The organism is Marinovum algicola (assembly GCF_900109145.1).
Taxonomy (GTDB): Bacteria; Pseudomonadota; Alphaproteobacteria; order Rhodobacterales; family Rhodobacteraceae; genus Marinovum; species Marinovum algicola.
In genome coordinates this window covers 17212-28777 of sequence record NZ_FNYY01000014.1, presented here as the reverse complement: position 1 = coordinate 28777, position 11566 = coordinate 17212, and the positions used below count along the sequence as shown (strand labels likewise).

The window sequence follows — 11566 nt, the reverse complement described above, 5'->3', positions numbered from 1 at the left end:
GCTTACGCCTCCACAAAGATCAGCGCCGGGGTTTCCAGCAGGGTTTTCATGCGCTGGACAAAGACCGCGGCGTCCCAGCCGTCGATCACCCGGTGATCGAAACTGGCCGAGATGTTCATCATCTTGCGCGGCACGAACTGGCTGCCATCCCACATCGGGCGGGTGGCCATCTTGTTGATGCCCAGGATGGCGACCTCGGGGTGATTGATGATCGGCGTGGTCGCCAGGGCGCCCAGCGGGCCGAGCGAGGTGATGGTGATCGTCGATCCGGTCAGCTCGTCGCGCCCGGCCTTGCCGGCGCGGGCGGCCTCGGAGAGCCGGGCGATCTCGGCGGCGATCTCGAACAGGCCCAGCGCCTCGACATGGCGCAGCACCGGCACCACCAGCCCGGCCTCGGTCATCGTCGCCATGCCGACATGCACCCCGGCGTGGCGCAGCACATGGCCCTCGTCGTCCATGTAATGGGCGTTCATCTCGGGGTGGTCGACAACCGCCCGCGCCAGCGCCGCCGCGACAAGCGGCAGGACGGTGAGCTTGGGGCGGTCGCCACGGGTGGCGTTCATCCGGGTGCGGAGATCCTCGAGCGCGGTGACATCGACCTCTTCGACCACGGTGATATGCGGGATGCGCTGATTGGCCAGCGCCATGCGCTCGGCGATCTTGCGGCGCATGCCGATGACCTTGATCTCTTCGGTGCCGCTGCGTTTGGCGCGCCCGGCGGCGGCGCCCGGCTGTCGGCCCCGGGGCGGCTGGGCGAACAGGGTGTCGAGATCGTCATGGGTGATCCGCCCGGCCGGGCCGGTGCCGGGCACCTGCCGCAGATCGAGGCCACCTTGGCGGGCGCGGGCGCGCACCGAGGGCGAGGCCAGCGGCGCCTGGCCTTCGGCGCGTGGCGGCCCGGGCTGTGCGGGTGTCGCCGGGGCGGGTTTCCGCGGCGCCGGGGCAGGGGCCTCGGCGGTCTCTGACGGCGGTTCGGGCGCGGGGTCGGGGCCTGGGTCGGGGGCCGGCTCGGCGATGGGCTCGGGGGTGTCGCCGGCCACCGCCTCGGCCTCGGTTTCGATCCGCACCAGATCCGAGCCGACGGCCAGCACATCCCCGACCTCGCCGGCGAGCCAGGTGATCCGGCCGTCGTAGAGCGAGGGGATTTCCACCGTCGCCTTGTCGGTCATGACGGCGGCGATGACATCGTCTTCCTTGACGATATCGCCGACCTTGACGGTCCATTCGGCCAGTTCGGCCTCGGTCACGCCTTCGCCCACATCGGGCAGTTTGACGGAAAGAATATTCATTCAGTCCTCCATCGCTTTGGTCAGGGCGCGCGCCACGCGGTCGGGCCCGGGGAAGTAATCCCATTCGGTGGCATGCGGATAGGGCGCGTCCCAGCCGGTGATCCGTTGCAGCGGCGACTTGAGGTGCCAGAAACAGGCCTCCTGCACCTCGGCGATCAGTTCGCCGCCAAAGCCGCTGGTGCGGGTGGCTTCATGCACCACCACGCAGCGCCCGGTCTTTTCCACCGAGGCCCGGATGGTGTCGAGATCGAGCGGCAGCAGGCTGCGCAGGTCGATGATCTCGGCGTCGACGCCGGCGCGTTCGGCGGCGGCTTCGGCGACATAGACCATGGTGCCATAGGCCAGAACGGTAACATCCGTGCCGGCGCGGCGCACCTCGGCGGTGCCGATATCGATGCTGTAATGGCCTTCGGGCACCTCGCCGGCGGGGTGCTGCGACCAGCCGGTGGACTTGCCGGCGTGATCGCCGTGGAACGGCCCGTTGTAGAGCCGCTTGGGTTCGAGAAAGATCACCGGGTCCGGGTCTTCGATGGCGGCGATCAGCAGGCCCTTGGCGTCATAGGGCGTCGAGGGGATCACCACCTTGAGCCCGGCCACATGGGTAAACAGCGCCTCGGGGCTCTGGCTGTGGGTCTGGCCGCCAAAGATGCCGCCGCCGGTGGGCATGCGCACCACCAGCGGGCAGGTGAAGGTTTCGTTCGAGCGATACCGGAGGCGCGCGGCCTCCTGGGTGATCTGGTCGAAGGCGGGATAGACGTAATCGGCAAACTGCACCTCGACGCAGGGCCGCATGCCCTGGGCCGCCATGCCCACGGCCATGCCGACGATGGCGCTTTCGTTGATCGGCGTGTCGAACACCCGTTCCTCGCCATGTTTGGCCTGCAACCCGGCGGTGCAGCGGAAGACGCCGCCGAAATAGCCCACGTCCTCGCCAAAGATCAGCACCTTGGGGTCCTGCGCCAGCTTGACGTCCATCGCGTCGCGCAGGGCTTCGATCATGGTCATTCGCGGCATCTCAGTACCCCATTTCCTGGCGCTGGCGGCGCAGATGCGCGGGCATCTCGGCATAGACGCCCTTGAAGATCGTGGCCGGTGAGGTCGGTTGCGGGTTCACGAAGGTGCCCTGCGCCTCGACCTCCTTCTGCACCTTGGTGACCTCGTCGAGGATCTCGGCCTCGGCCTGCACATGGCGCTCCTCGGACCAGGCGCCACGGCCGATCAGATGGGTCTTCAGCCGCGCGACCGGATCCCCCAGCGGCCAGGCCGCGGCCTCGTCCTTTGCCCGATAGGCCGAGGGGTCGTCCGAGGTGGAATGGGCGGCGACGCGATAGGTGAACCATTCGATCGCCACCGGGCCATGGCCCGCCCGGGTGCGCGCCACGGCCCATTTCGATACCGCCGCCACGGCGAGGTAATCGTTGCCGTCGACCCGCAGCGCCGGAATGCCATAGCCCCGTGCCCGCGCCGCATAGGTGCGCGCGCCGCCGGTGGCGACGCCGGTATAGGTGGAAATCGCCCATTGGTTGTTGACGATGTTGAGGATCACCGGCGGGCGATAGGTCGAGGCGCAGAGCAGCGCGGCGTGGAAATCGTTCGACGCCGTGGCGCCGTCGCCGATCCAGCCGGCGGCAATCTCTCCGGTCTCGCTCAGGGCATTGGCCATGGCCCAGCCGACGGCCTGGATATACTGGGTGCCGAGGTTGCCGGAGATGCTGAAGAAGCCGTAATCGCGCGAGGAATGCATGATCGGCAATTGCCGGCCTTCGAGCGGATCGCAGCCATTGGAATAGACCTGCCCCATCAGGTCGCGCAGCGGATAATCGGCGGCGATCAGCAGGCTTTGCTGGCGATAGGTGGGAAAGTTCATGTCGCCGCCGGACAATTGCCGCTGAAAGCCGCAGCCAATCGCCTCTTCGCCGGTGCATTGCAGGTAGAACGAGGTCTTGCCCTGCCGCTGGGCGTTCAGCAGCCGCTTGTCGACGGCGCGCATCCGCAGCATGTCGCGCAGGCCTTGCAGCAGCGCATCGCTGTCGAGATCGGCGATGTACTCGGCCCAGGGGCCGACCGCCGTGCCTTCGTCATCGAGCACCCGGATCATGCCGTTGGCATAATCGCGGCTGTCGACCGATTGCAGATCCAGCGGCGGCACGTCAAGCGCCCCGGCGGCGGGGATCTCGATGGCCGAGAAATTCGGCGTCTGGTCGGGGCGCGCCGGCGGATGGGGAAAATTGAGCTTGGGCTGTCCGGTCATTTGGCTTGCATCCTCGTGGCGGCGTCGAGACGGATCACCTCGCCGTTGAGCATCGTGTTGCGGGCGATGTGCATCACCAGCTCGGCAAATTCCGCGACCCGGCCCAACCGGCGGGGAAATTCCGAGGTCTGCGCCAGGGCGTCTTGCAGCTCTTGCGGGAAGGCGGTGACCATCGGCGTGGCAAAGATGCCCGGCGCGATGGCGGCGACGCGAATGCCGCTCTTGGCCAGATCGCGCGCCATCGGCAGGGTCAGACCGACCACGCCGGCCTTGGAGGAGGCATAGGCAAGCTGGCCCATCTGGCCCTCGTAAGCGGCAATCGAGGCGGTGTTGACGATCACGCCGCGTTCGCCATCGTCGTTCAGCGGTTCGGCCTGCGACATGCCGAGCGCCGATTGCGTGGCAACATTGAAGGTGCCGATCAGATTGACGCCCACCACCTTGGCGAACAGCGCCGGATCATGCGCCGCACCGCGCGATATCGTCTTGGCGGCGGGGGCGATCCCGGCACAGTTGACGCAGAGCCGTTCCTGGCCTTGCCGGTCGCGCAGGCTGTCGAGGGCGGGTGTCACCGCTGCGGGATCGGAGATGTCGCATTGCGCGAAACTGGCGCCGATGTCGCGGGCAAACTCCGCGCCCGTGTCGGCGTTCATGTCGAGGATGCCCACCGGCACGCCCTCGGCGCGCAGGGCCGTGGCCACCGCCGCCCCGAGCCCCGAGGCGCCGCCGGTGATGATGGCCGGGGTCTGTTCGCCTAGCTTCATTGCTGGAACCTCCGTTTCAGATCGCGTGAGATATTGATGCGTTGCACGTCCGAGGTGCCTTCGTAGATCTGGCAGACCCGGACATCGCGATAGATCCGCTCGAGCGGGAATTCCGCCAGATAGCCATAGCCGCCCAGCGTCTGGATCGCGTCGGACACGACGCCTTCGGCCATCTCGCTGGCGGTCAGCTTGGCGATCGAGGCTTCGCGCAGGCAGGGCCGGCCGGCGTCCTTGAGCGCGGCGGCGTGCAGCACCAGCTGGCGGGCGGCCTCGAGCCGGGCGTCCATGTCGGCCAGCCGGAAGGCCACCGCCTGATGCTCGAAGATCGGCTTGCCGAAGGCGGTGCGCTCCAGCGCATAGGTCACCGCCAGTTCCAGTGCCGCCTGGGCCATGCCGACCGATTGCGAGGCGATGCCGATCCGGCCGGCCTCGAGCGAGGACAGCGCAATGGCGAGGCCCTGGCCCTCTTCGCCGATCAGGGCGCCGTGGTCGAGCTTCATGTCCTCGAAGCCGAGCGCGCAGGTATCGGAGGCTTTCTGGCCGAGCTTGTGCTCCGGCGCGCCGACGGTCAGGCCGGGCGTGTCCTGGGGGACATAGAAGGCCGATAAGCCCTTCTTGCCCGCCTCGGGATCGGTCACTGCAAAGACGATGGTGGCGCCGCCGATCCGGGCCGAGGTGATGAATTGCTTGGCGCCGTCGAGGACATACCCGTGGTTGGTGCGCCGGGCGCGCGACGTGATCGCCGCGGCATCGGTGCCGGTGCCGGGCTCGGTCAGGGCGAAACAGCCGATGAATTCGCCCCGGGCCGCCGGTTTCAGCCATTTCTCCTGTTGCGCGGGCGTGGCGAAGCGCTGGAGGATGGCGCAGAACGGCGCGTTGTGCACCGACATCATGGTCGAGACCGCCCCGTCGGCCGCCGCGATCTCGATCAGCGCCAGCGCGTAAGAGGTGTAATCGGCGCCGACGCCGCCGGTCTCTTCGGGCACGGTCATGCCGAGAAAGCCCAAGCCGGCCATCTCGTCGATGATCCCGGGGTCTATGACGCCCGCCGCCTCGCGCGCCGCCGCCCCGGGGGCCAGCCTGTCGCGCGCGAATTGCCGCGCCATGTCGCGGATCATGCCCTGTTCTTCGGTCAGAAGGCCGGTCATCGGATTACCCCCGTTCCAGCGCCACCGCCAGCGCCTCGCCGCCGCCGATGCAGATCGCCGCTATGCCTCGTTTCACTTTACGCTGTTCCATCGCGTTGAGAAGCGTCACGAGAATGCGCGCGCCGGAGGCGCCGATCGGGTGGCCCAGCGCGCAGGCGCCGCCATGCACGTTGAGCCGGTCGTGATCGATGTCGAGATCCTGCATGAAGGCCATGGCGACCACGGCAAAGGCTTCGTTGACCTCCCAGAGATCGACATCGGCCGTGCGCCAGCCGAGCCGGTCGAGCAGTTTTCGCGTCGCCCCGATCGGCGCGGTGGTGAACCAGCCGGGCTCTTGCGCGTGGCCGGCAAAGCCCCGAATCCGCGCCCGGACCGGCAGGCCCCGGTCTGCCGCCGCCGCGTCCGCGGCCAGGACCAGCGCCGCCGCGCCATCCGAGATCGAGGAGGCATTGGCGGCGGTGACGGTGCCGTCCCTGGCAAAGGCGGGTTTCAGCATCGGGATCTTCTCGGGGCGGGCATTGCGCGGCTGCTCGTCGGTGGCAATCGTCGCCGCGCCCTTGCGGGTGGTGACGGTCACCGGCGCGATTTCCGCCGCGAGAATGCCGGCCTCGGTGGCGGCGCGGGCGCGATCGAGCGAGGCGATGGCATAGGCGTCCTGCGCGGCGCGGGAGAAATCGTAGGCACCGGCGCAGGTCTCGGCGAAGCTGCCCATCAGCCCGCCCTCATAGGCGTCTTCCAGACCGTCGAGGAACATGTGATCGAGCATTCTGGCATGGCCCAGCCGCGCGCCCGCGCGGGTGGCGGGCGAGAGGTACGGCGCGTTCGACATGCTTTCCATGCCGCCGGCGACAACCAGGCTGGCGTGGCCGGCGAGGATCTGGGTCGCGCCCTGGATGACCGCCTGCATCCCCGAGCCGCAGACCTTGCTGATCGCCGTGGCGGGGGTGGAGAGCGGCAGCCCGGCGCCGAGGCTGGCCTGACGCGCCGGGGCCTGGCCGACGCCGGCCGGCAGCACGATGCCCATCAGGGTCTCGTCGATGGCCGCGCCATCCGCGCCGGCCTCGTCCAGCGCGCCGCGGATCGCGGTGGCGCCCAGGTCCGGCGCCGCAAGGCTGCTCAGCTCGCCCTGAAAGCCGCCCATGGGCGTGCGTTTCGCGCCACAGATCACAACATCGGTCATAGTGTCCTCCCGCCCGACTTTTCGCTGACCGCGAGACTAGCCGGGCAGGCCGGTCTGAAATTCCCAAAGCTGGACAAGATCCCCTGCTTCCGGCATGAAACAGCCATGAGGTCCGATATTTGGGGGAAGAATATGCCGGAATTGGATGAAACCGACATGCGCATACTGCGCGCGATGCAGGCCGATGGCAGCCGCACGGTGACCGAGATTGCCGAACAGGCGGGGATATCGCAATCGCCCTGTTCGCGCCGGATCATCCATCTTCAGGAGATGGGGGTCATTCGCGGCAAGAATGTCGATCTCGACCGGCGGCGGCTGGGCTTCAACATGCTGGTGGTGGCGCGGGTCAAGCTGAACAAGCATGACCGGCCCGCGCTCGAAGCCTTTCGCCGCGAAATCCGGGCGATCCCGGAAATCCAGTATGCGGTGCTGCTGCTGGGCGGGTTCGATTATCACCTGCACGTCGTGGTGCGGGATATCGATCATTATCAGGCGCTGGTGCAGGACCGGCTTGTCACCCTGCCCGGGGTGCAGGAAATGGAAAGTTCGGTCATTCTCGACGTGGTCAAGAAAACCACGGCCCTGCCGATCTGACAGGGCCGCGCCGGGCGTCTCGAGTCAGCGTCGGTATCGCGCATCGGACCTGCCGGCGGCGGAGCATGTCCCGGCACCAATGCCGGTTTGGTGGCCGGGACATGCAGGGTCGCCGCGGTTCGGGCGGCCGGATCGCAGCCGCCTCACCAGTTCCAGAGCGTGCCGTCCTCGAGCCGGCAGACCGGCAGATAGGCCGGTTCGTAGGGATGCTCCCCGGCCAGGGTTTCATCGAAGTCGACGCCGTGGCCGGGCGCGTCTCCGGGATGGATGTAGCCTTGGTGATGGGTCCAGGCATGCGGAAACATCGCGTGCATCTCGGGGCTGTAATCGGCGAATTCCTGGATCGCGGCATTGGGAGCCCAAAGGCCCAGATGCGCGTTGACCCCCGCCGAGATCGGCGAAATGTCGACCGGTCCGTGGCATCCGGTCCGCACGTGATGCAGGGCGGCGAATTCGAAGATCCGGCGCAGGCCGGTCACGCCGCCGGCATGGGTGCTGGTGGCGCGGATGTAATCGATGAGCTGGTTCGAAATCAGCTCGCGGGCGTCCCAGATGGCATTGAATACCTCGCCCACCGCCAGCGGCGTGGTGGTGTGCTGGCGGATCAGGCGAAAGCTGTCCTGGGCTTCGGCGGGCACCGCATCCTCCATCCAGAACAGCCGGTAGGGCTCGAGATCCTTGCCCAGCCGCGCCGCCTCGATCGGTGTGAGCCGGTGGTGCACGTCATGCAACAGATGCACATCCCAGCCCACGGCCGCGCGCAGCGCCTCGAAGAGCTGCGGCACATGTTGCAGGTAGCGCGAGGTCGACCAGACCTGCTCTTCGGGCAGTTTCGGCGCGTCCGCATCGCCGGAATGCAGCGGATGCACGCCGTACATGGCGCCCAGGCCGGGAATGCCGCATTGCGCGCGTACCGCCGGATACCCGGCCGAGACCTTGGCGCTGACGGCGGCGACGGTGTCTTCGATGGTGGCGCCGCTGGCGTGGGTATAGGTCATCAGATGCCGGCGCGACGCGCCGCCCAGCAGTTGATAGAGCGGCATGCCGGCGGCCTTGGCCTTGATGTCCCACAGCGCCATGTCGATGGCGGCAATCGCCGCCATGGTCACCGGTCCGCGCCGCCAATAGGCCCCGCGATAGAGATATTGCCAGATCTCCTCGATCCGGCGCGGATCCCTGCCCAGCAGGCAGGGAATGACATGATCGTCCAGATAGGAGGCGACCGCCAGTTCGCGGCCGTTCAGCGTGCCGTCGCCAACCCCGCTCAGACCGCATTCGGTGACGATCCGCACGGTCACGAAATTCTGCCCCGGCGAGGTGACGATGGTCTTGATGGCTTCGATTTTCACGGCAGGTCTCCTGATGGGGCGGTGGACCAGATCAGGCAGGCGGGGCTGCCGATTTCGGCCCGATGGGGCGTTTGGCGAAGCAGGCTGTCGGGCGCGACGGCGAATGCGGTGATCGAATGGCTGTGCTGGTTGGCCGCCAACAGCAGGCGCCCATCGGGCGACAGCAGGATGTCGCGGGGATGATGCCCACCGCTTGGCACGGTCTGGATCACCTTTGGCGCCTGGCCGGCAGGGCAGGCGATGCAGGCGATTTCATGTCCGCTGCGGCCGGAGGCATACAGCAGGCCGGTCGGCCCGGTGCGCAGGGCGGCCGCGGCGCCGTCCTGTGGGGTGGCCGGAAAGACCCGCCTGCGGGAGGCGAGGTGCCATCCGGCTTGGTCGCGGCGCAGCAGCGTCAGGTTTTCGTCAAGCTCGCAGAGCACGGCGAGATCGTCGCTGCCGGCGATCCGGGTGATGTGGCGCGGGCCGGAGCCGGGCGGGAAGGCGATCTGACGGGCGGTGTTCGCGCGCAGCTCCGGCGCGCCGGCGGCCAGGTCGAACAGGGTGACGCAATCGCGCCCCAGATCGGCGACGGCCAGAACGTCCGGGTCGGTCAGGAACAGCACGCAATGGGCATGCGGTCCGCGCTGGCGGGCTGGATTGGGGCCGTTGCCCTCGGCGTGGAAGGCGGCCAGATGCGCGCCGATCGCGCCGTCGCCGCCCAGGCTGAAAAGATCGACATGGCCGCTCTGATATTGCGCGGTCGCCAGGTAGCGGCCATCGGGCGACACCGCCAGATGGCAGGCGCCCGATCCGGTGAGCCTGCGGCGCTGAAGGACGCGGGCGCCGCTGCTTGTGAGGTGCAGGCGGACCAGGGCCGGGGCCGCGGTCTCTTCGATGGCATAGAGCGTGCCGTCCAGAGCGGGATGCGTGGCCAGATAGGTCGGGTTGCGCAGCGCGGCGATGCGGCGCGGGGCGCCGAGGGCGCCGGTGGCGGCCACGACCGGGCAGCGGTAGAGCCCGGCGCCAAGGCCCGACGGACCCTCGGTATAGGTTCCGATCAGCAGAGTCAGCGGTGCCGTCACGCCGACCACCCCAGAAGCCGGCGGGCGCGGCTGCTGTCAAAGAAGCTGGCGGTGCCGTCGAACCCGGCTTTCAACCGCACTCCGGGAAAATGCCGGCGCGCCAGGTCGCGGCTTGGCGTGGCCTCGGTGGTGGCGTGCGACACCAGGAACATGCGCTGGTGGCCGTCGAAATCCGCCTCCAGCGACCGCAGCGCCGCGCGGGCGGCCGGCACGGCCGGGGTCCAGGCCCAGAGATGCTTGCCGGGGTCGGGTTCCTGTTGCCAGGCTTGGGCGGCGCGGGCGACATCCTCGACGATCCAGTGCAGGCGCAGGCTGGCGATCTTCATGCCGTCATAGCGGCGCACGATGGCATCGGCCTGCATCTCGCCCAGCCATTTCGACAGGGAATAGGGATCCTCGGCGCGGGTCGGATGATCTTCGTCGATCGGGAAGTAGTCATATTCCGGCGCGCGGCTGTAGGAATGGCCGATGGCATTCACGCTCGACGCGTTGCAGATCCGGCGCAGGCCCAGTTCGGCACTGGCCAACAGAACGTTGTAGCTGGCGGTGACGTTGTTGTTGTGGGTCACGTCGTCCGGGGCCAGCCCGGCGGCCGGAAAGGCGGCAAGGTGAATGACCGCATCGGCGCCGGTCAGCGCGGCGGTGACCTGGGCGTAATCCGCCGCATCGGCCGCACGATATTCCACGCCATCGACCGGTTCCGCGACGGCGGCCGTGCGGTCGATGCTGATCACCGCATGACCGGCGGCGCGCGCCTCGCGCACCACCACGCGGCCAAAGCCGCCCTGGCCGCCGGTTACCGCGATCTTCATGGCGTCTCCTCCGCGATGCGGGCGCCGGTATCGGCGTCGAAGACATTGATCTTGTCGCGGTCGAAGTTCAGGCGCGCGCGCCGGCCCTCATGCACATCGGCATCGGCGGGCAGCCGGGCATAGAAGGGACCGGAGGTGAAATTGGTCACCGCGATCCGGTCGGCGCCAGTGACCTCGACATAATCGATATCGACATCGATTTCGGCGTGATCCGGCCGCGATCCGACCGGGCCGCTGCAAATCGCTTCGGGCCGCAGACCAAACACCACGCGACGGCCGACAAGCCGCTTGCGGGAGGCCGGCAGGCCGACGTGGACAGGGGGCTGGCCGGCGCGCTCCAGCACGGCCACCGCCGCGCCGCCGTCGCCGGCGATGATCTCGGCGGCGACAAGGTTCATCGGCGGCGCGCCCATGAACCCGGCGACAAAGGTGTTGGCGGGCTGATTGTAGACCCGGTCGGGCGTGTCGAATTGCTGCAACTCGCCGTCTTTCAGTACCGCGATCTTGGTGGCCAGGGTCAGCGCCTCGATCTGGTCGTGGGTGACATAGATCATCGTCGCCCCGATCTCGCGGTGCAGTCGGGCGATCTCCATCCGGGTCTGGTTGCGCAGCGCCGCATCGAGGTTCGACAGCGGTTCGTCGAAGAGAAAGACCTCCGGTTCGCGCACGATGGCGCGGCCGATGGCCACCCGCTGGCGCTGGCCGCCCGACAACGCCTTGGGCAGCCGGTCGATGTATTGTCCGAGCTGCAAGGCCTCGGCCGCCTGTCCCACGGTCTCGCGGATGCGCTCGGCCGGGGTGCGGCGGATGCGCAGGCCAAAGGCCATGTTGTCGCCCACGGTCATATGCGGATAGAGCGCATAGGACTGGAACACCATCGAGATGCCGCGATCCGGGGCGGGGACGTCATTGACCACCCGGCCGGAAATGCTGACCGTGCCGTCCGAGATCCGTTCCAGCCCGGCGATCATCCGCAGCAGGGTGGACTTGCCGCAGCCGGAGGGGCCCACGAAGACAATGAAGTCGCCCGGATCGATCGACAGGTCGATCCCGTGAATGACCTGAAGGTCTCCGTAGGATTTGCGAACGTCATTGAGAACTACGCCGGTCATGTC

At 68.1% G+C, this 11566-nt stretch carries 11 protein-coding genes; 1 reads left to right on the top strand and 10 read right to left on the bottom strand.

The genetic code is table 11. The features are described 5' to 3' along the window. Positions 1–2: 2 nt before the first annotated feature. The 6 genes from BMW90_RS17340 to BMW90_RS17315 are packed head-to-tail and all read right to left on the bottom strand — an operon-like array spanning position 3 to position 6632. Positions 3–1289 (bottom strand): dihydrolipoamide acetyltransferase family protein, encoded by a 1287-nt coding sequence (locus tag BMW90_RS17340; RefSeq protein WP_074837662.1) that lies wholly within the window; start codon positions 1287–1289, stop codon positions 3–5. Further along, on the bottom strand, positions 1290–2303 hold the full coding sequence (locus BMW90_RS17335) for an alpha-ketoacid dehydrogenase subunit beta (protein WP_074837661.1): 1014 nt from the start codon (positions 2301–2303) through the stop codon (positions 1290–1292). A 1-nt stretch (position 2304) separates the two neighbouring features. After that, positions 2305–3540, bottom strand: a complete 1236-nt coding sequence (locus tag BMW90_RS17330) for a thiamine pyrophosphate-dependent dehydrogenase E1 component subunit alpha (protein WP_074837660.1) — start codon at positions 3538–3540, stop codon at positions 2305–2307. Then, positions 3537–4304 carry an SDR family NAD(P)-dependent oxidoreductase gene (locus BMW90_RS17325; RefSeq protein ID WP_074837659.1) on the bottom strand — a complete coding sequence of 256 codons (768 nt, stop codon included), beginning with the start codon at positions 4302–4304 and terminating at the stop codon, positions 3537–3539. The genes BMW90_RS17330 and BMW90_RS17325 overlap by 4 nt, the downstream gene beginning before the upstream one ends. Beyond that, entirely contained in the window at positions 4301–5452 is a 1152-nt protein-coding gene (locus BMW90_RS17320; protein WP_074837658.1) for an acyl-CoA dehydrogenase family protein, read from the bottom strand. Before BMW90_RS17320 ends, BMW90_RS17325 begins: the two co-directional genes overlap by 4 nt. A gap of 4 nt (positions 5453–5456) precedes the next feature. Next, complete coding sequence (locus BMW90_RS17315; RefSeq protein WP_074837657.1) at positions 5457–6632, bottom strand: thiolase family protein; 1176 nt, start codon at positions 6630–6632, stop codon at positions 5457–5459. A 132-nt stretch (positions 6633–6764) separates the two neighbouring features. Between BMW90_RS17315 and BMW90_RS17310 the strand changes: the two genes are divergently transcribed. After that, complete coding sequence (locus BMW90_RS17310) at positions 6765–7226, top strand: Lrp/AsnC family transcriptional regulator (protein WP_048535353.1); 462 nt, start codon at positions 6765–6767, stop codon at positions 7224–7226. A 143-nt stretch (positions 7227–7369) separates the two neighbouring features. On the opposite strand, the gene manD is transcribed toward BMW90_RS17310, so the two are convergent. From manD to BMW90_RS17290, 4 genes are read right to left on the bottom strand one after another with little or no spacing between them, the layout of a single operon-like run. Then, the gene (gene manD / locus BMW90_RS17305; protein WP_048535351.1) at positions 7370–8575 is read right to left on the bottom strand and encodes a D-mannonate dehydratase ManD; all 1206 of its coding nucleotides are present in this window, start codon (positions 8573–8575) and stop codon (positions 7370–7372) included. Next, complete coding sequence (locus tag BMW90_RS17300; protein WP_170850577.1) at positions 8572–9639, bottom strand: lactonase family protein; 1068 nt, start codon at positions 9637–9639, stop codon at positions 8572–8574. Before BMW90_RS17300 ends, manD begins: the two co-directional genes overlap by 4 nt. Further along, positions 9636–10451, bottom strand: coding sequence for an NAD-dependent epimerase/dehydratase family protein (locus tag BMW90_RS17295; protein ID WP_048535349.1), 816 nt, complete (start codon positions 10449–10451; stop codon positions 9636–9638). Before BMW90_RS17295 ends, BMW90_RS17300 begins: the two co-directional genes overlap by 4 nt. Then, the gene (locus BMW90_RS17290) at positions 10448–11563 is read right to left on the bottom strand and encodes an ABC transporter ATP-binding protein (protein ID WP_048535387.1); all 1116 of its coding nucleotides are present in this window, start codon (positions 11561–11563) and stop codon (positions 10448–10450) included. The genes BMW90_RS17295 and BMW90_RS17290 overlap by 4 nt, the downstream gene beginning before the upstream one ends. Positions 11564–11566 lie beyond the last annotated feature (3 nt).

Bases quoted from the DNA above. Each gene is read 5' to 3' on its own strand.
- BMW90_RS17295 (WP_048535349.1), bottom strand. From the start codon at position 10,451: ATGAAGATCGCGGTAACCGGCGGCCAGGGCGGCTTTGGCCGCGTGGTG.
- BMW90_RS17335 (WP_074837661.1), bottom strand. From the start codon at position 2,303: ATGCCGCGAATGACCATGATCGAAGCCCTGCGCGACGCGATGGACGTC.
- BMW90_RS17320 (WP_074837658.1), bottom strand. From the start codon at position 5,452: ATGACCGGCCTTCTGACCGAAGAACAGGGCATGATCCGCGACATGGCG.
- BMW90_RS17325 (WP_074837659.1), bottom strand. From the start codon at position 4,304: ATGAAGCTAGGCGAACAGACCCCGGCCATCATCACCGGCGGCGCCTCG.
- BMW90_RS17310 (WP_048535353.1), top strand. From the start codon at position 6,765: ATGCCGGAATTGGATGAAACCGACATGCGCATACTGCGCGCGATGCAG.
- BMW90_RS17290 (WP_048535387.1), bottom strand. From the start codon at position 11,563: ATGACCGGCGTAGTTCTCAATGACGTTCGCAAATCCTACGGAGACCTT.
- BMW90_RS17340 (WP_074837662.1), bottom strand. From the start codon at position 1,289: ATGAATATTCTTTCCGTCAAACTGCCCGATGTGGGCGAAGGCGTGACC.
- BMW90_RS17330 (WP_074837660.1), bottom strand. From the start codon at position 3,540: ATGACCGGACAGCCCAAGCTCAATTTTCCCCATCCGCCGGCGCGCCCC.
- BMW90_RS17315 (WP_074837657.1), bottom strand. From the start codon at position 6,632: ATGACCGATGTTGTGATCTGTGGCGCGAAACGCACGCCCATGGGCGGC.